General features: G+C 35.4%; 22 protein-coding genes. 3 read left to right on the top strand and 19 right to left on the bottom strand.

Annotated features, from left to right (window positions below):
• Positions 1 to 8: 8 nt before the first annotated feature.
• The 3 genes from dnaG to VIO64_RS19590 all read right to left on the bottom strand — a co-directional run bounded on the left by dnaG (position 9) and on the right by VIO64_RS19590 (position 3,630).
• A complete protein-coding gene (gene dnaG, locus VIO64_RS19600) occupies positions 9 to 1,820 on the bottom strand; it encodes a DNA primase (RefSeq protein WP_331921420.1) in 1,812 nt (603 codons plus the stop codon).
• Positions 1,821 to 2,093: 273 nt separating this feature from the next.
• Entirely contained in the window at positions 2,094 to 3,092 is a 999-nt protein-coding gene (locus VIO64_RS19595) for a deoxyguanosinetriphosphate triphosphohydrolase (RefSeq protein WP_331921418.1), read from the bottom strand.
• A gap of 226 nt (positions 3,093 to 3,318) precedes the next feature.
• On the bottom strand, positions 3,319 to 3,630 hold the full coding sequence (locus VIO64_RS19590; RefSeq protein ID WP_331921416.1) for a DUF6514 family protein: 312 nt from the start codon (positions 3,628 to 3,630) through the stop codon (positions 3,319 to 3,321).
• A 350-nt stretch (positions 3,631 to 3,980) separates the two neighbouring features.
• On the opposite strand from VIO64_RS19590, the gene VIO64_RS19585 reads away from it, so the two are divergent.
• Entirely contained in the window at positions 3,981 to 4,253 is a 273-nt protein-coding gene (locus VIO64_RS19585; protein ID WP_331921414.1) for a hypothetical protein, read from the top strand.
• Between the two features lie 36 nt (positions 4,254 to 4,289).
• Here VIO64_RS19585 and panD read toward each other — a convergent pair whose 3' ends face one another.
• The 16 genes from panD to VIO64_RS19510 form a co-directional block, all read right to left on the bottom strand.
• Positions 4,290 to 4,679 (bottom strand): aspartate 1-decarboxylase, encoded by a 390-nt coding sequence (gene panD, locus VIO64_RS19580; protein ID WP_331921412.1) that lies wholly within the window; start codon positions 4,677 to 4,679, stop codon positions 4,290 to 4,292.
• A 2-nt stretch (positions 4,680 to 4,681) separates the two neighbouring features.
• Positions 4,682 to 5,527 (bottom strand): pantoate--beta-alanine ligase, encoded by an 846-nt coding sequence (panC, locus tag VIO64_RS19575; protein WP_331921410.1) that lies wholly within the window; start codon positions 5,525 to 5,527, stop codon positions 4,682 to 4,684.
• On the bottom strand, positions 5,527 to 6,369 hold the full coding sequence (gene panB / locus VIO64_RS19570; RefSeq protein ID WP_331921408.1) for a 3-methyl-2-oxobutanoate hydroxymethyltransferase: 843 nt from the start codon (positions 6,367 to 6,369) through the stop codon (positions 5,527 to 5,529). Before panB ends, panC begins: the two co-directional genes overlap by 1 nt.
• 361 nt (positions 6,370 to 6,730) lie before the next feature.
• Complete coding sequence (secF, locus tag VIO64_RS19565) at positions 6,731 to 7,678, bottom strand: protein translocase subunit SecF (RefSeq protein WP_331921406.1); 948 nt, start codon at positions 7,676 to 7,678, stop codon at positions 6,731 to 6,733.
• On the bottom strand, positions 7,671 to 9,002 hold the full coding sequence (secD, locus tag VIO64_RS19560) for a protein translocase subunit SecD (protein WP_331921404.1): 1,332 nt from the start codon (positions 9,000 to 9,002) through the stop codon (positions 7,671 to 7,673). The genes secF and secD overlap by 8 nt, the downstream gene beginning before the upstream one ends.
• Before the next feature lie 181 nt (positions 9,003 to 9,183).
• The gene (gene scfB / locus VIO64_RS19555; protein WP_331921402.1) at positions 9,184 to 10,527 is read right to left on the bottom strand and encodes a thioether cross-link-forming SCIFF peptide maturase; all 1,344 of its coding nucleotides are present in this window, start codon (positions 10,525 to 10,527) and stop codon (positions 9,184 to 9,186) included.
• Between the two features lie 137 nt (positions 10,528 to 10,664).
• Positions 10,665 to 10,805, bottom strand: coding sequence for a six-cysteine ranthipeptide SCIFF (gene scfA, locus VIO64_RS19550; protein WP_081927002.1), 141 nt, complete (start codon positions 10,803 to 10,805; stop codon positions 10,665 to 10,667).
• A gap of 174 nt (positions 10,806 to 10,979) precedes the next feature.
• Positions 10,980 to 11,273 carry an IS66 family insertion sequence element accessory protein TnpB gene (tnpB, locus tag VIO64_RS19545; RefSeq protein ID WP_331921450.1) on the bottom strand — a complete coding sequence of 98 codons (294 nt, stop codon included), beginning with the start codon at positions 11,271 to 11,273 and terminating at the stop codon, positions 10,980 to 10,982.
• A 192-nt stretch (positions 11,274 to 11,465) separates the two neighbouring features.
• Positions 11,466 to 12,587 carry an anti-sigma-I factor RsgI family protein gene (locus VIO64_RS19540; protein ID WP_331921397.1) on the bottom strand — a complete coding sequence of 374 codons (1,122 nt, stop codon included), beginning with the start codon at positions 12,585 to 12,587 and terminating at the stop codon, positions 11,466 to 11,468.
• 2 nt (positions 12,588 to 12,589) lie between these two features.
• Positions 12,590 to 13,315 carry a sigma factor gene (locus VIO64_RS19535; RefSeq protein WP_331921395.1) on the bottom strand — a complete coding sequence of 242 codons (726 nt, stop codon included), beginning with the start codon at positions 13,313 to 13,315 and terminating at the stop codon, positions 12,590 to 12,592.
• 160 nt (positions 13,316 to 13,475) lie between these two features.
• Positions 13,476 to 14,522, bottom strand: a complete 1,047-nt coding sequence (locus VIO64_RS19530) for a copper amine oxidase N-terminal domain-containing protein (RefSeq protein WP_331921393.1) — start codon at positions 14,520 to 14,522, stop codon at positions 13,476 to 13,478.
• A 317-nt stretch (positions 14,523 to 14,839) separates the two neighbouring features.
• Positions 14,840 to 15,253, bottom strand: coding sequence for an AI-2E family transporter (locus VIO64_RS19525; RefSeq protein WP_331921391.1), 414 nt, complete (start codon positions 15,251 to 15,253; stop codon positions 14,840 to 14,842).
• Positions 15,254 to 15,418: an IS66 family insertion sequence element accessory protein TnpA gene (gene tnpA / locus VIO64_RS23165; protein ID WP_414705316.1), complete on the bottom strand. Its 165-nt coding sequence runs from the start codon at positions 15,416 to 15,418 to the stop codon at positions 15,254 to 15,256.
• Positions 15,419 to 15,894: 476 nt separating this feature from the next.
• Positions 15,895 to 16,659, bottom strand: a complete 765-nt coding sequence (locus VIO64_RS19520; protein WP_331921389.1) for a MerR family transcriptional regulator — start codon at positions 16,657 to 16,659, stop codon at positions 15,895 to 15,897.
• Between the two features lie 258 nt (positions 16,660 to 16,917).
• Positions 16,918 to 17,661, bottom strand: a complete 744-nt coding sequence (locus tag VIO64_RS19515) for an ABC transporter permease (protein WP_331921387.1) — start codon at positions 17,659 to 17,661, stop codon at positions 16,918 to 16,920.
• The gene (locus VIO64_RS19510; RefSeq protein WP_331921385.1) at positions 17,648 to 18,382 is read right to left on the bottom strand and encodes an ABC transporter ATP-binding protein; all 735 of its coding nucleotides are present in this window, start codon (positions 18,380 to 18,382) and stop codon (positions 17,648 to 17,650) included. The genes VIO64_RS19515 and VIO64_RS19510 overlap by 14 nt, the downstream gene beginning before the upstream one ends.
• 413 nt (positions 18,383 to 18,795) lie before the next feature.
• Here VIO64_RS19510 and VIO64_RS19505 point away from each other — a divergent pair, with 413 nt between their 5' ends.
• A complete protein-coding gene (locus VIO64_RS19505; protein ID WP_331921383.1) occupies positions 18,796 to 18,957 on the top strand; it encodes a hypothetical protein in 162 nt (53 codons plus the stop codon).
• A complete protein-coding gene (locus tag VIO64_RS19500; protein ID WP_331921449.1) occupies positions 18,885 to 19,196 on the top strand; it encodes a transposase in 312 nt (103 codons plus the stop codon). Before VIO64_RS19505 ends, VIO64_RS19500 begins: the two co-directional genes overlap by 73 nt.
• The last annotated feature ends 129 nt before the right edge of the window (positions 19,197 to 19,325 follow it).

Below are 19,325 nucleotides of genomic sequence, written 5' to 3'. Positions count from 1 at the left end.
ACTCATATTTAAAGGCTTTTTTGCTTCAGTAACAACAGCTTTAATTCCTCTTTTAATTTTTCAACATCTCCTTCTATTAAATCGTTTTTACCGCTTAGCAGTTCCAAAATTTCTTTACGTCTTTTTTCAAGTTTGATAAGATCAATCTTTTTTAATATATCTAAAACAGCCTTTCTATTGTCTTCAAAATTGCATTCTTCTTGAATTATTCTTGAATACTCATTTGCTGCCTCTGTCCCTATTACACTAAATAGCTCTGCAGCTACAATGCCCTTATTATTCTCAAGCTTATCCAACACAATTGAAGCAATTTGCCTGTTTTCCTCTACGAAATAATCCCTGCTTATTCTGTCTTTAATAAATCTATAAACACTGTTGTCAATTGAAAAGAGCATTATTAGCATTCTTTCCAAATGTACAAGCTTTCCCAAATCTTTATTGTCACTATTATTAACGCTTTTGTTATCTTTAAAACCTTTTATATCAATTATTGGTTTTTTTATTTCACCTTTAGGCTTGGTTCTCTTCATAACTTCGGCATATAGAGATTCCTCCGTTATACCATATTCTTTAGAAAGCTTTTTAATATTTATTTCTCTTTCAAGCCTATTGTCAACTTTTGTGAGCACATCTGCAGTTCTATTTAAAAATTTTAATTTACCTTCTGTGGTTTCCACATCCACCTGACTCTTTAAAAACTTAATCTTGTACTCAATTAGAGACAGTGAGCCTTCAATAAGCTTTCTAAAGGCGACCTGGCCATTTTTTTTGATGAACTCGTCCGGATCTTTTCCATCCGGAATTGTCAAGACTTTAACATTGCATCCAATATCGTTCAACAGGTCAAGACCTCGCATCGCTGCTGATTGACCGGCCATATCCGCATCATAACAGATAATTATCTCTTCAGCATATTTCTTTAAAATTCTGCCCTGACTTTCCGTAAGTGCTGTACCAAGAGAAGCTACTGTATTTATTATGCCATTCTGGTGTAAAGATATTACATCCATATATCCCTCAACTATAAGGAGGGTATTGTCACCTGAATTTTTAGCATAGTTTAATGCATACAGACTTCTTCCCTTATTATAAACTACGGTTTCAGGAGAGTTCATATACTTAGGCTCTTTATAACCCATATTATCGGTTTTTGCATCATCTATAATTCTTCCGCCAAAACCTATCACATTTCCTCTTAAATCAAATATCGGGAAAATAACCCTTCCTCTGAACCTGTCGAAATAACCGCCGTTTTTATTTGGAATCAATAAGCCGCTTTCTTTTAAAGCTTCACTAGAAAACCCCAAATTGCTTAAATGTTTGTGCAATAAGTCCCAATCATCTAGGGAATAACCGATTCCAAACTTTCTAATTGTACTTTCACTAATTTTTCGGTTATTTAAATACTTTAATGCTTTCTCGCCTTTTGGTGAATTCAATTGCTGATGAAAAAAACGAGCTGTTTCGACATTAATCTTTAAAATTTCCTGTTTAATTTTAACGATCCTTTTTTCTTCTTCACTATCACCTTCCGGTAACTGTATTCTAGCCCTATCAGCCAGTAGCTTGACTGCTTCTATAAAATCAAGGTTTTCAGCGTTCATTATAAAATGAAATACATTTCCGCCTTTGCCGCATCCAAAGCATCTGAACATCTGCCTTGAGGGCGTTACACTAAATGAAGGCGTTTTTTCCTTATGGAAAGGACACAATCCGAAAAGATACTGACCCTTTCGCTCCAATCTAACGTATTCACCTATTACATCAACTATATCATTATTAATTCTTATTTCTTCTATCTGTTCATCGCTTAAACGCATATTACAACCTCAACAACCATATATACCATATATAAAAAACACTAATTTTTCAAGTCCTAATTTAATAAAAAGTCTTATTTATAAGTATTTCTTCGACATATTTATAAATATTCCTTCTTTTTTTCATTATTTTATATATTTTAATTTAAATATATTTTTTCTTTATTTTTACAATCGTATACCTTTCATCCAAATTTATTTATAAAATATTAAAGTTTGGCCCCCTTAATCTTTATTCCACTAAATAACAATAACCACTGGGAGCTCATATAATTAAAATCTCCAGGACTCAGGAATGAATATGTCATGGAATTTTTTTACTGCGTATCTATCCGTCATACCTGCCACATAGTCGCATACAACTCTGTCAATACCGTATTTATCAAGCCATTTTGCCGTTTCTTTGGGTATAAGCTCAGGTGTTTTTACAAGATAACGATATAACTCAGCTACAATATTCTGTGCTTTGATTTCGTCCTTCTTAACAATGGACCCGACATAAACATTATCAAACATATATTGCCTCAGTTCATCCTTTGCCTTTTGAAATTCATCGCTCATTGAAATCCTGTCTTTGTTGGTGCTGTTTTCTATTATATTTATAATCATATTGTTAATTCTCTTGCTTGAGCTTTTTCCTAAAACCTTGACACATTCCTTAGGAAGCATATCCTCCATAAGCACCTTTCCCCGTATAGCATCCTCTATGTCATGATTTATATATGCGATCCTGTCTGCAAATTTGACCAACTGGCCTTCTAATGTGGAGGCTACATTTTTACCGGTATGATTCCTAATGCCGTCCCGAACCTCCCATGTAAGGTTGAGACCATCTTCTCGCTCCAAAATATCAACAACCCTAAGGCTTTGCTCATTATGCTTAAATCCATGTGGACAAACCCTGTCCAAAACCATTTCACCTGAGTGCCCGAAGGGTGTGTGCCCAAGATCGTGTCCTAATGCTATAGCCTCAGTGAGGTCCTCATTAAGCCTCAAGCTTCTTGCCAGTGTACGTGCTATCTGGGAAACCTCAAGGGTATGGGTAAGCCTTGTTCTGTAATGATCACCTTCGGGTGATATGAAAACCTGTGTCTTATGCTTTAGTCTTCTAAATGCCTTACTGTATACAATCCTGTCTCTATCCCTCTGAAAATCTGTCCTTACAGTACATTTGGGCTCTTCCTTTTCACGGCCCCTTGACTTACAGCTTTTTGTAGCAAACTCAGATAAAAACTTATCCTCAAAGGATTCGTAATCCTCGCGAATTGACATAAAACACATCTCCTCTTTAAGGTATATTGTGTACAGCTGTAATATGATCAATAAAAATTATTATATACTATACCATTTTATGCTTTGAAATTCAAGTTATTTGCCATTTTGCTACGGTTTTAGAGACATTAAAAAACGGCCCCTCACTCAGGACCGTTTGTTGTGCTCAATATTTAATCGATATGTAAGTAGATTAAAAGACTTTTACTTTTAATGTAGATTAATATCATACTCCGATGAGATCATCCAAGACAAATGGCATACCTACAGGTGTTACTGAGTTTTTTACCATTTTATCAAGTATAATATTGACACTGTCTACACTCGTTGATAGATTTCTAACAAATTCAGATTCAATGTTCACTTCTTCTGTCTTTTTAATAATTTCAATTCCGTAAACCTTTTGCCCATAAGCTGCATCCGATCCTGAACTTTCACTTTCCAATAAATAATACTCTATTTCCATACCCTTATTTATTTCTTCATTTGTATTATCAGTGTTAATGTTGATTTTCCTCTGCAAATATTTTTTAATCATTTGTGTTCCTCCTTTGTAAAATATGTACCATGTATAACTACAATTAATAAAACCACTAAATAAATTATATATCATTCCTAATATTTTTTAAACAAAAACATTTCGCTCAAAAGCCTCTTATTTCAACACTTTACGCCTAATCACATATAAAAATTCGACAAAAAATATTAATTCGTCAAAACTCCTATTTCCAGTGATAATAATAATTTACATTAATAAAATACAATATTATGCCGATAAAGTATCATAACTTTTATTAATTACGTTTTATATTAGGAAAATATTAATCATTGAAGGGCCTTTAGATATTATGTTAACATAAAGTAGATATTTCATTTGGGGGTCATACAATGTACTTTAATTTGACAAAAAACATAAAAAAAATAATTTCTGAATTTAATAATTTAGGAAAATATACTAAAACACTTTTAAAGGTAGGTTCCATAGTATCCTTTATTTTACTTATTCTAGGTGCTTTGCTTGTAATAGTAAACCACTTTTTTATGAGCAAAGATCTTTTTTATGAACTTGTTGCTAGAACATTAGTCAAAAACAGCTTCACAATATTGGCAGAGGCAATAATCGGAAGCTTGGTTTTGGACTACTTATTTAAAAAATCTTAAGTTCTTTTAAGTCATATTTACCAGCAGTTATTATGACTAAGGCTGGTAAATATGACCATGTTCTTCTTCTCCCTTTATTTCTTTAACATTATTATTCTCATCCACAAAAATGATTTTTGGAGTAAATTCTGCCGCTTCTTTTCTGTCAAACATGCCATATGAAATTATTATCACGATATCGCCTGGGTGTACAAGCCTTGCGGCAGCACCATTTAGACATATCATTCCGCTTCCCCGTTCACCTGGTATTACATATGTCTCGAATCTTTGACCGTTGTTGTTATTTACTATCTGAACCTTCTCATTTTTCATAAGATCGGCAGAGTCCATAAGATCTTCATCTATTGTTATGCTTCCTACATAATCCAGATTTGCCTCAGTTACCTTTGCACGGTGTATTTTTGATTTCATCAAAGTAATAAACATTTTTACACCTCCACTACTACATTATCTATCAACCTAGTTTTACCGAACCTTACAGCTAATGCTATCAGTACCTTTCCATTTATCATTTCCACTTCTTCCAAGTTTTCTGCATCTGTAATTTCTACATAGTCAATTTCCGCAAAATCTACTGTAGATATTCTTTCAGATATATACTTTATCAATTTGGAAGCATCTCTCTCCCCGTTTTTTATAAGTTCCTTCGCCTCAAACAGTGATTTTGATAAAATTACTGCCGCTTTTCGTTCTCCAGTTGACAGGTATGAATTTCTTGAGCTCATTGCAAGCCCGTCATATTCCCTTATAATAGGGCATATAACAACCTCCAGGTTCATGTTGAGGTCCCTTACCATCTTTTTTATTACAATTACCTGCTGGGCGTCTTTCTGTCCAAAATAAGCCTTGTCCGGTTCAACTATATTAAAAAGCTTTGCCACAACGGTTGTTACTCCTTTAAAATGTCCGGGACGTGTTTTACCGCATAGTACCCCTGTTATATCCTCCACCTCTATATAAGTCTTATAACTGTCAGGGTACATCTCTTCTCTTGTGGGTGCAAATATTATGTCAACACCAGCTTCTTCTGCCATTTTGCTATCTCTTGCCATATCCCTCGGATACTTTTCGAAGTCTTCGTTGGGCCCGAACTGAGTGGGATTAACAAAAATACTCATAATTGTAAAATCGTTTTCATCCTTTGAAGCCTTAACCAATGAGATATGCCCCTCATGAAGGTAACCCATTGTGGGAACAAAGCCTATTATTTTGCCAGACAGTTTCTGCGATCTTATAACAGCTTTCAAATCACTGATTTTTTCTATAACTCTCATTAAAATTCTCTCCTTATTATGTCTATTACCTCGTCATCAATTTTAAACGAATTGCCTGTTGTTGGAAACAACTTACTTTGTACATCATTTATATAGTCTTTTGCTGACTGCTCTATAAGATCGCCTACATTAGCGTATTTTTTAACATGCTTTGGCGAAAAATCCCTGAACAATCCTACAGCATCGTGGGTTACAATGACCTGACCGTCACATTCCATTCCTGATCCTATACCGATGGTGGGAATGCTTAATTTTTCACTTATGAAGGCTGCAAGTTTCATCGGAATACACTCCAATACTACAGCAAATGCACCTGCCTCCTGGACAGCCAAAGCGTCCCTAATAATCTTTCTTGCTCCTTCAATGGTCTTGCCCTGTACCTTGTGGCCTCCGAATATATTTATAGACTGGGGCGTATAACCCAAATGTCCCATAACCGGGATACCGGCCCTTGTAATTGCTCTGATTTCATCTTTAAATTCTTCCCCGCCTTCAAGTTTAACAGCCCTACAGCCGCCTTCCATTACCAGTCTTGCAGCATTTCGTACGCTGTCACCTACGCCGGTATGGTACGAAGTAAAAGGCATATCCCCAACAACCATTGCATGTCTTGTTCCTCGCACAACCGCTTTTATATGGTGAATCATATCCTCCATTGTAACTTTTGTGGTGTCCTGATACCCAAGCACCACCATTCCAAGAGAATCACCGACCAGTATACAGTCAATCCCCGCCTCATCAAGTATCTTGGCTGTAGGATAGTCATATGCGGTTAGAACTGTTATTTTTCTTCTGTCTTTTTTGGACCTTATAAAGTCTGCTGTAGTAAAATTGTTATCCATAGTATATCTCCTGTATATTTTTACAAACTAAAAGCCATTCCTAAAAAGAGAATGGCCAAATAAACGTTATTTAAAATTTGACCTGTCTCCGTCCCTAAGGGCTCAAAGCAGTTTGTAAAAATTAAGATTATTTATCCCGTGCAGTTCATTTGTATATTAAAAGTATAACTATTACACTTTTAATATAGATACCGCCGAATATAGTAATAACAATAACACAAATATTAAATTATGACAAGGTTATAAGAACAAAATAAATCAGAATTTAGGATACGCCATGATTTCCCAGACATTAAAAAATGCCGATCATAGGATCGGCATTTTTATACTTTAAAATTTTTTTAGGTTATTTTCAACACAACTATGCATTTGAAACAGTTGGCTGCTTTGCTTTATACTGCTTCCACATTACCCATAATGGGCTTGCTATAAATATAGATGAATAGCAACCGCTTGCTATACCAACTAATAGAGGGAATGTAAATTCTTTTACTGAAGCAATGTCGTAGTATGCAGCAAAACCATAAACTGTTGCTATACTGATTAAAACTGTCAATACTGTGTTGATTGATCTTCCAAGTGTCTGTATAATACTCTTGTTAACAAGTTCTGCAATAGGCACTTTTCTCATAAGTTTGGTGTTTTCTCTTATTCTGTCATATATTATGATTGTATCACACATTGAGTAGCCGAGTATTGTCAATATGGCAGCAATAAATGACTCATTCACAGGTATATTGAATATTGTATATACCGCGATCATTACTGCAGCATCATGCAGCAAACCTACTACACCGAATACCCCAGCCGACGGTCCTGACATAGTTCTGAATCTGAACCACAGATACAAAATTATAAGTATGCATACTATGGCCGCAGCTTTCATAGCATTACCCAATAACTCCTGACCAATAAATGCAGATACATTTCTTATTTCAGGCTGAGTATCCTTTTTAACCTTGAAATTCTTTTTTATAGCATCAAGAGTTTTTGAAACCTCTTGGCTGGATAAATTCTGTGACTTCTCAGCTACGTTTAAAACCAGCATGTGTATCTTTTCCTTAGTGGTCGGATTAGTCATTTCCGACTTTTGTGCAGATACTTTTTTATTTATTGCCTTTGAAACTTCACTAGCTGCCTTTTCGGTATCAAACTTGTTGTCTTCCATTTGTAATGAGACTATAGCTCCGCCTTCAAACTGAATATCAAGGTTGAAGCCTCCATGTACAAAATAACCGATAATACCTGCGATAAATATTAAAATGGATAATCCGAAAAATATAAACCTTTTTCCATATAAATCAATCATTCTGTTCTTTCACTCCTTTCACACCGTAAAGCCATCTGTGCTTTGCAATATTCATGCCGGCTACCGACTTCAGCATTATTCTTGAAGCAGTTACGGCTGTAAGGAAGTTAAGAATAACTCCAACGATGAGTGTATATGCAAATGACTTAATAGGCCCTGTACCAAAGTAAAGAAGTACAACAGCTGAAATCAAGGTAGTTATATTACTGTCTAAAACTGCACTGAATGCTCTTTTAAAACCTAAATCAATTGCCGAACGTAATGTTTTACCGTTTCTAAGCTCTTCCTTAACCCTCTCGAATATGATAACGTTAGCATCAACACCCATACCTATTGAAAGGATAAGACCTGCAATACCAGGTAATGACATAGTGATGTTAAACCATGAAATAAACAGTATCTGTATTACAGTATGTCCTAAAAGAGCTACACAAGCAAGTATTCCTGGCAACCTGTAGAATAAAAGCATGAAAAGGCAAACCAGTAAAAATGCCACAATACCTGATGTAACACCTACGCTAAGAGCATTTGATCCAAGTATAGGGCTTATGGAGCTTGTACTTTCAGCAACAAGCTTAAATGGCATAGCACCTGACTGTATGTCCTGAGCAAGCCTTACAGCATCTTCGAGAGAATCCTGACCCTCTATGACACATTCTCCATTGGTTATAGCCACTCTAACATTCGGTGCAGACAAAAGCATTTCGTCCATATAAATACCGATTCTTTTGTTTATTAGCCTAGCTGTAGCTTCTGCAAACTTCTTTGTTCCTTCACTATCTAAAACAAGTGCAACATCGTGGCCGCCAGTCTGTGGATTTTGCTGATACTTTGCACTTTTAACGTTTTTACCTTCTAATATCGGATCGCCACTTACAGGAACTACCGGACCAGTTGCGGACTTGGTTTCGTCTATTTCTCTGAATGTAAGCAATGCCATTTTACCAAGGTCATCTATCGTACTTCCTGGATCTTCAATTGTTGTACCCTTTTTCAAAGGAATCTGAACGGTAATTCTTTTCTTGACCTGATCTACTGCAACAACTCTGTCCATGACACCTTTGGCATCAAGCCTGTGCTCAATTACTGATTTGGCTTGTTTGAGTTCTTCAGTCTTTGCTGCATACGTTTTTCCATCTTTGTCCTTTGGTGCTAATACTGCATCAATACCACCCTTTAAATCCGCAGCTTGACGTATGTCGTAAGCACTTGGTATTGTTCCTATATTAGGAATCTCAGTACCCTTAGGATTAAAAGCTAAAAAGGTCAATATTGCTATTACAGCAACAACTGTAAAGAACTTGACCGCGTCCTTACCTCTCATCTGTAAAATTCCCCCTTTTAAACTTGTCCGCATGACGATATTATATAATTTAAAAAGCACGCTCGTCAATACTTTTTGAGTTATTCGACCATGTAATTATAGGATTTACAAAAGTTTCTAGCATATTTTAACTTTCATAAGTTAACTATCATAGGAATATATCTTTCTTAACATTAAAACTTTAAATCTGAGTTTTGATCCAGAGTGCACATTCCACTCTCTTTTTCTCAAGCTCACAACCTATCTTATAAGGTAGATTGATATCACCGTTAAACTGGTATGCATTGGCAGCACATCCTCCGCTGCAATAGAATTTTGCCCAGCAATTCTTACAATCGTCCTTTGTATACACATTGGACTTCATAAACTGCTTCTGGGTATCTTTGAATATGTTTTCATCGTATACATTGCCCATTTTGAATTCTTCCATCCCGACAAACTGGTGGCAAGGATAAATATCCCCCTCAGGAGTTATAGACATATACTCATGTCCTGAACCGCACCCTCTTAATCTTTTTGCGATGCAAGGTCCCTGCTCCAAGTCTATCATAAAGTGGAAAAAGTTAAACCAATTACCGTCCTTACCGCGTTTTACATATTCATAAGCAAGTTTTTCATATTGATCATAAAGAGTATCAAGGTCCTCTTCACGTATATCATAACCGGTATCCTTTGCTGCAACCACTGGTTCAACCGATATCTGCTTAAAGCCTTCATCCGCAAGATGAAGCACATCATTGGAAAAATCCAGATTTTCTCTGGTAAATGTACCTCTGACGTAGTAGTTATCTTGGTTTCTTGAATCAGCCATGTCCTTTATCTTGCCGATAATGTCCTTGTATGAGCCGGTTCCGTCTACCTTGTACCTCATCCTGTCGTTTGTTTCTTCCCTGCCATCAATACTTAAAACTATGTTTTGAATATTATTATTGATAAACTCCTTATGTTCTTCCTTCAGCAGCAATGCATTTGTAGTAAGTGTAAATTTGAAATTCTTGTTATGTTTGGAAGCAATACTCTTGGCATACTCAACTATTTCCTTAATGGTATTAAAATTCATCATCGGCTCTCCGCCAAAGAAATCCAACTCAAGATTTCTCCTGCTGCCTGATTCTCTTATTAGAAAGTCTATGGCTTTTTTACCGGTTTCAGGGCTCATCATTGATCTCTTTCCCCCAAAATCACCGGTAGAAGCAAAGCAATACTTGCATCTTAAGTTGCAGTCATGAGAAATATGAATGCACAATGCTTTAACTACAGGCTCCTTATCCCAGAGAGGTATATATTCCTCGTATATGTCAGGAGAGTACAAAAGCTCCTTTTTGCAAAGTTCATCTATTTCATTAATGGCTTCCCTTATATCTTCCTTCGGATATTTTGAGGACAGCTTGTCCACAATTTCTTCTGTGGAAAAATCCCTGTAATAGTCAAGTACATCGTATGATATGTCATCAAATACATGAACAGATCCGCTGTTCACATCAGAGACAATATTAGTTCCAAACATTTTAAACCTGTGAATCATAAAAATAAATTCAACCCCCGCCCAAACTTTTCTCTCACCTTTACATTCAAAAAGTGGAAAGTGAGATAATATATCACCTTCCACTTAAACTGAACATACCGATGTCTCTAAATCATAAATAATCGGCCTGCTGTGTACTATTGTTTTTGACAGCTTTGATTAGCTACTGTGCAGGATGTCTTGCATGCAGATTGGCATGAAGTCTGACATTCTCCACAACCGCCATTTTTAACACTGTCTTTTAGGTTAGAACCGTTAAGCGTTTTAATGTGTTTCATCAGTTTTCCTCCTATGACTTTTTTACTCTTTTGTATTCTAACACATTTTAATTTTGTTGAGAAGTTTTTTTTATAATTGTTTTCATTTTATTATTCTTTTAATCTTCATCATAGTTCTTTAGGAGCACGTATGATATTGTCGCATTTGCTATCCGCACAGCCATATACATATACCTAATGTTCCTCCCTTTCAACGCGTGCTGGGACAAACCTGAGATAGCTGGTTTTTTCTTTTGTAATAACTTTAAGTAATTTACCGCATTCACTGCAGATTCTTTCTTCATCAGAAAGTTTATGTTCAATATGTAACCATCGAAGTTCTTTAATAGATACTTGCGTTACATCAGATGCAGTCATGGGCCATCGAAAATCTCCTTTATCCAGTCGCTTCATTAAAAGCCATAGACCTGTCCCATCCCACTGAATTATTTTTATAAGGTTATGATTTCTATTACAAAATACAAACAGACACTTTATATATCATGGGATTATTTAGCTTTGAATCACATAAATTATGGTAGTTTTTGTGTGTAGAATTTTAAAACACTGAGCACTTTTTGTATGCGGTTTTGCCTCCGAGAGAAGACATGCCTACAGGGTAAGTTCGTCTTCCTAGGTGGGTTCAGGAAATTTATGTGTGTCAGTGGAACCATTATCATCCTAGTCATTATCATCATCTATCTGGGTAAGTTCGTCTTCTTCCTGGGTCAATTCGGAAGATTTGCCTGTGTCAGTGGAACTATTTTTATCCTGGTCATTATCATCACCTATCTGAACAGGTTCGTTTTCTTCCGGATCATCATTGTCATCAATTGGTTCAGATGGCTCATCTGTATCAGTTGGATCATTTCCGTTTAAATTATTAGCGTCAGGCGTATGAATGTACTTTCCTTTCTCAGGAGTAGATGTATTTGTATTGTTAGTTATATTACCGTTTGTGCCATTCGGGGGAATGGTGTTTTTACTTTCATATGAATTTGTAACTGAATTATTGTAGCCGTTACTATTTCCACCTGTTTGAGGTTGATTTATTTCACTGTTTCTATTTGATTTAAATTTATTTTCCAAACTGAGCAAATCCTTCAATGTTTTATTTTTTGTCTCATCTAGTGTAATATTTATTCCCCTATCCTTTAATTCTTTATATATCCTGTACTTATTTATAGAAATTGAAAATTTATGTGCCTCTTCAATAATTTCTTCTTTTCCGGTAAATACATTTATGGTTGCAGAAGTATAATGACTGGAGAGGGATTCATTTATAGTATTTTCAACTTCAATTTCCTTGATTTTATTGAATTTTTGAAGCGGTATGATTGTTGTTGTAATTAAATTGGCCTCATGCTGTTTTAAATAGTTTTGCTCAATGCATTCAGCTATAATAAGCTCCATGGTTTCCTTATAGTTTTTATTTTTATAATTGATGTTTTTTATAACATTATCTCCATCGGTATTAAGAGAAGTTAATTCGGTAATAATAAGGTCTTTGCTTATATGCACCTCTATGCTCGGATTGATATCCATTGCTATAAGATATGCAGATTGGGAATTCCCGGTATGAAAAAGTCCAAACAAGGAAACTACTAAAGCAAGCATGCAAGCTACAGCTGCAATTTTTACAAATCTTATTTTTGGTGTGTTTTGTTCGGAATACTCAAAGTTTTCTCCGATTAAAGGAATCTGTTTTTGAGAGCAGCAGACATTTTTAAATGAGCCATCAATTGTATTTAATAAAACAACCTGATTATTTTTTACTTTTACAACAACCCATGTTTTTTCCAATGTCAACCACTCCTTTCTGATTTATTGCTTATATAAGTTAATAAATGTGTCCACTCGGGATGCAGCGAAATGATGATTAATGTAATCAGGTATTTACGGTGTCGCTCTATTGTTTTTACGGAATAGCCGGTTTTCTTCACAAACAAGGCTGCAGGGAACCTCTTTTTCTTTATCAGTTCATCAATTAAATTCTTGTCTTTCAGAAAATTTTCTACCATTCCATCGATCATAATTTTTGTATCCTTGTGTTTCGGTGAAAAAGATTCCAGTTCTTCAAATACAATATCATAGTGGGAGATTTCCTCTTCTAATTCTAATATCTCTTGTACAAGGTCACTGTTTTGAACTTTTTCCTCATAATATTGAATTGATTTTTCTATTTCTATTGCTGTCAAATTTGAGTCTTCACTATTTGAAATATAGTCCAAGGATAAATACTGCTCACCTTTTTGGTTTTGATGAAAAAAATTTATTAAATTCCGATTAATTATAAAATACGCATAACTGAGGAATGCCCGGCCTTTTGATGATTCATAAGTGTCAATTGCCTTATTGAAAGCTAGCAGTCCGATACTGGACTCTTCATCACTCCAAGTAATAAATCTTTTGCATATGTGACTTACAATATTGATAATGTAGGGCTTATATTGATTTATTATTTGTTGGCGTACAAGCTCATTTCCATTTGCTACTTCTAATATTTTCTGATTTATTTGTGAGTCATCCATAAGTTCACCTCTAATAAAAAGTCTAATTTTATTTTCGGCAAATCAGTTATATTTCTTTACCTGTAGCAGAAATTAGCGAAAATACATTTAGAGGTTGACATTTTCAGTGTTTTAAGAAAGCATCCACCAATATTCCCGGTGGATGCTTTCTTAACTTAAATTAATAAATAACAACTGTCTGTGATACCGGTTCCCAGTTTACGGTAGAACCATATGCCTCACTTATAAAGCGCACCGGTATAAGGGTTCGGCCGTCGATAATTTCAGCAGGAACATCAAGCTTGACTGAGTTGTTATTGATATAAGCAATCTCCTCACCGATAACTAATTTTATCTCCATATTATCTTTTTTAAGAGTTATTGTTTTTTCTTCTGCATTCCATTCTACCTGAGATTTAAGTGATTCGGCAATTGCACGGATAGGGACCAGGGTCCGGCCCTCTTGAATCAATGGTTTTACATCATAGTTTACCATTTCACCGTTGACAAAAGTTCTAATACCTTTTTCTCCTTTTTTATCTAAATCCTCACCAAGCTTCTTATATGCTTTTAAGTCCTGGAAATTAGACTTGATAGCTTGTTTTTGCACCTCAATGGCTCTTTCCAGTTCTCCTACCTTATCATACAAATCCGAAAGTTTCTGTAATGAATTGTATAGGTCGTTAAAACTCTCTTTCTGAGTTTCAATATTATCATACATTGTATCCGCATATAATTCCAGGTCATCATCAGTCATATTTGCAGTTTCTTTATTTTCAGTAATTTTGACCAGGGCTTTTAAAATATCGTCCATCGATATATTCTTGCCCTTAAGTAATGCTATAACGTCTTTGGGCTGCTCTGCAGCTTTGCCATAAACAGCATCAGTTACATTACGCAGTGTTTGTTCGTCTATTTCATCTTCGTCTTCATCATCTTCTTCATCATCGTCATCCTTATATACGCTGCCGGTAACACTTTCATCTTCGTCATCATCTTCATCATCGTTATATACACTGCCGGTAACAGTTTCGTCTTCATCCTCGTCTTCATCCTCGTCCTCATCCTCGTCCTCATCATCAATGTTTAACTTCGTTTTATCTGCTGTGTTCTTCTGATGATCAGAAACAAGTGTACTTTTGGATGGTAAATTGATTGCTGCAGATGGTATTACCCAAACTAAACCAAACATAAGAATTACAATTATTGATAATATTTTTTTTATCATGGTAGATTTCTCCTTTCATAATTACAAATTTTCTAGGCTAATAAAATTAGTTACAAGGTAGACAATTTTACTCATTATAAAAGCAGTAACTGTCAAGCTTTCGTGATACTTATAGTTTTTTGCCACCACCTTTCAATGGTTTTACCTTTATAGCGGATATTTCTTTTCACTTATCTATACAAGGGCAATTAAATTTTTAAGGGGGATTTTATAGAAATTGAAACACTTTTTATAGCGAAATGCTGAAGAAAGGTCTTCCTTTGTTTGATGTTAATTTACACAATCGGCATAACGATGAGGATGCGGGGAGGGTCTCCCTATATTTTCCCGCTCCTCCATATCTTCAAAATACGTATTCCGCCTGCGGCAACAACCTTGAATGCTGCACATGTCGGAACAGCAATAAGCATGCCTATAAAGCCATACAGCGACCCTGCAGCCAGGAAAAGTGCGATACTTGTCGAAAGGCCTACAAAGCAAGCCGGGACAACTCCTATGACAGCACCGAACATAGGTATAAATGATGTTATCACTACAAAAAAAGAAAGAATAAAAGAATACTTGAATCCGATAATTAAATACCCTATATAAGACAGTACTCCCAAGATTAACGCAATGAGTGCCTGCCCTGTTATATATGTGGAAAGCGTTTTATTGGTATCCTTGACGATATCCATAATCGCATTTTTATATTTTACCAGTCTCTTTGCATAGGGAAATAAGCTGCTCATTTATTTTTCCGGAGAACAGTGCAACCAGTAGTAATATGATTTGATTTTTACATTGTTCTGTTCGCACCAACCGACAACCGTCATACTACTGGATTGGCACGCCTGGACTATCTGGGTCCACTGCTTGAGCCGGAATTCAGTTTTAGCATCTGTTATTTTATCCACTTTGGGATAGCCTCCTTTGTGGCTTTAGACTTTTCAGACAGCATCTTAAGAATAAAAAATTCTTTGGAACAAGCTTTAGTGCCATACTAATCCAGATATATTCCGCCCTTATACTGTTCTGTCTTCTAAGGATTATCCGTTTGCCATACGGAGTTGGGAGAATAATTGGGATGTATTAAGCCCATTCTACAAGTTTCCAGAAGAAATCAGGAAAATCATCTATACTACTTATACCGAAAAAGTAATTATGCCGATATTTTATGAAATCCCAGAAAATAAAAGGATACCAGAAAAAATATTGGCATAGTTTTTTTATATAATGTATCTTCATCTTAAAGGAGCCGTTGACACAAAGCTCGGTCGAAGAAATCGAATGATTATGATACTCGGTTATGATGCCGGATTGCGTGCTAGTGAACTTATAAATTTGACGGTATCATCTCTTCACTTAGATGCAGAATTCTTTTATTTTCCCCCTACTTTTCAGATAGTGTTGAAGCAGTATTCCGTTCTAACATGTCTTTAAGTTTTATTATTAAATCTATGGAATTTTTCTCTAATTTTAACAAAGTTGAAATCCATCGATCAGTAGCACTTTTTAAATCTTCTTCATGTGAAGAAAAAGCCACTGCTATTATACTATCCAAATTACCATCTTCAACATATTTTATCATACGTAGTATAGACATCATGCTATAGTTGGCCATTCTTAGGGTTCTAATTACCTTTAACATGGTAATTTCTTTTGGACCATACACTCTATTATTTTGGGCATCATGAGGTATTATTATCAAGTTATTTCGTTCCCAGTTTCTAAGAGTATCAATAGAAATATTTAAAAATTTTGCTACTTCTCTTCTCTTTCGAAAAACAATATCATCCGTATTTATATTTCCACTAATCCACTTTTGTATCATATTCAGTGCATCTAAAGCTTTTGCATACTCAATTTTGATATATTCTAAATATTCATAAGCTTTGTCTAATGCTTCATTTAACTTTTCATTTGCAGCTGTTTTGATTATATCAACTGTTTTATCTCGTATTTCTCCTTCCATGAATTCACCACTAAATGCAATTCTTATTAGTTGAACCTGCTCCAAATGCCTATTTGTATAAAGACGATAACCATTTTCACCTCGTGGTACTAGCGGCAACAAACCATACTTTTCATAAAGGCGTATAGTATTTGGATGAACACCCACTGCTTCGGCAATTTGTGAAGTTTTTAAATATTTCATTACAGTCAATCTCCTACTGTATTATCATTTAGAAGCAAATAATTATAACATATATTGTCAACTTAAAATAGTACCCATCGCTTATCAAGATTAGGACCATTCCATATTCTTACTGCAAATCCTATAATGTTCGAGAAATATTTATAGTTAATTATGAACCTTGAAAAGTTGGTAATTATGGATTACAGTTATCAAGTTTACACGAAACTTAGCTACTGAATAGTCCCCCTAACCCCTACATTAAGATTTAAAGAATTCTCACTCCCATTTAAAAAACCGAATGGATATGATGATACAAACTACAGCAAACATAGCCATCAAGCAGACTTGAAAAAACACGTTATTTAGTGGCAAGTTCAAGGATACTGCCTTTAGTAGTTTAATTCCTTGTGTAAGCGGTAAAAAATCCATTATCTTTTGTGCACCAGTTGGCATAATCTCATAGGGGATTGTTGCACCTGAAAACAAAATCATCGGAAAATAAATCAGTGTGCAGAGCAAGTTAGCTGTTTTTATGTTGGGAGACACGCTGGAAAGCATCATTCCAATCCCATAAATTGCAATAAGCACAAGGCCGTACGCAAGCAAAAACATCCCAAGGGATCCTGCCATTTTATATTGGAACAGTAGGGCACATATCGTATAAACACACAAGAGTGAAATAAGTGAAATTACAAGGTTAATGACACATTGCACAAGCAAAATAATAGCAGGACTTACTGGTGTTACCTGAAACCGCTTCAATATCTTTTTATGCCTGTAATCGGCAATTACAAGTGGAAATCCCATTAAGCCAGTAGCACATATACCAATTGAAGAAAGTGCACCAAAAGATTGTTGCATAAAGGAGTAATTCGCACCTTCATAAGCGGGCTTATTCCCATTAATAAATCCCAATATTACTGCAACAACAATTGGCATTAAAACTCCAAAAAATATAGTATCCATTCCACGTAAAACTAACTTGCTTTCTGTTTTAATAATTGCATTAAAAGCTTTCATTGTAATTAACCTCCTCATCTGTATACCAAAGATAGGCATCCTCCAAATTATCGCAAGGACTGTTCTTAATTACATTGGGAACCGTATCCATAACCACTATATTCCCATGCTTCAATATGCATATTCTATCGCATAAAGTTTGTACCTCATCCATGTAGTGCGAAGTAAGCACAATAGTTAATCCCCTCTTTTTTAGTTGTTCAAGATGTTTCCAGATATCACGACGTGCTTTTGAATCAAGGCCTGTTGTTAACTCGTCTAAAAATACCAGTTCGGGATTAGGGATTAATGCAAGAAGTACAGATAACCTCTGCCTTTCTCCGCCTGAAAGATCATTTACCATCCGGTTTTGCATATCAAATAGCCCAAACAGTTTTAAAAGATCATTCCAATCTTTTGCATTTTCATAAAGTGAATAGGCAACCTGACAAGCTTCTTTTACAGTAATTTTGTCTTGATAATTAGTTTGCTGGAATTGAACACCTACCTTTTGGAATAGCTTTTTTCTGTCTGACACAGGATTGTATCCAAGGATTTCAACTGTTCCGGCATCCATCTTTTTTATGCCCAATATACATTCTATTGTTGTGGTTTTGCCAGCTCCATTTGCCCCCAACAGGCCGAAAAATTCACCTTTTTCCACAATGGCACTAAAACCGTTGACGGCGGTTTTAGTATCGTATTTTTTTGTAAGCCCAGTTATTGTTAAACTATTCTTCATTGCATACCCTCCATTTTGTTGATAAAAATAGCCTTGTGCATAACTCAAATCCATTGATATAATTAGATTTGATGCACGTAAAATTTTCTTATCACTCAATATATGATAGGATTTCCTTCCATAAATGCCGAATTAAGTATTTGCAACAATCCAAATTCATCAAGAACAGAAGGAACCCCTATGCATCAACAATTAATAATGAACATAATTGGACCTATTTACACCTCAATCCAAAGTCGATCTTTGCACCAAAACATTCGACACTCTTGACCTTACAGAATTTCCTGACGAAGTTAATTCAAGCACTTCAGGCCTCGAAGGTTTTTCACGGCATGCTCTTTTCAGAGCCTTTATTGTCATGAAGTGCGAGAAGTTTTCTGAGATTACCCAAACATAAATGGTTTACTAAAGTTATGCAGTCTCATATAAAAACTCTTGTTTCTTTAGGCTTTATTGACGGTAGTTTTGTATCACTTGATTCTACTTCCATTGAAACCAATACATCAGAACTGCCAGCAATGCTAACAATGAGAAAAAGTATGAGTTCTACCTGGGATGCAAAAATCATATCCTAATTGATGCTATTTCATACTTGCCTATTTCCGAAGTAACTACTACAGCTAACGTCGCAGACAGAGAGATGGCCATACATCTACTCGAAGGAACTCATTCAAGGCTTTCCCTTGATGAAACTTTTTTCATTGCCGACAAAGGTTATGATATCAAGGATATTTACAATTATGTCTACTCTTTAAGAACTGAATCTATACGCTACAATTCCAGATGGAAAAATCTTAATACTGACAAAGCTTGAGTTCGTAATATGTCAGCAATAGAGAACTTGAATACCATAGGTCACATTTGCCTGCTGGCTGTTGCAGTAGCTGCCGTAAAGTCTGGAAAACAGATTGTTTGAAATCACTTAAAAGTTTTAAGCGTTCTG

Origin of the sequence: Pseudobacteroides sp., assembly GCF_036567765.1 — a bacterium.
Taxonomy (GTDB): domain Bacteria; phylum Bacillota; class Clostridia; order Acetivibrionales; family DSM-2933; genus Pseudobacteroides.
Note: the sequence above shows the minus strand (reverse complement) of the source record. Positions and strands in the feature narration are given on the sequence as shown.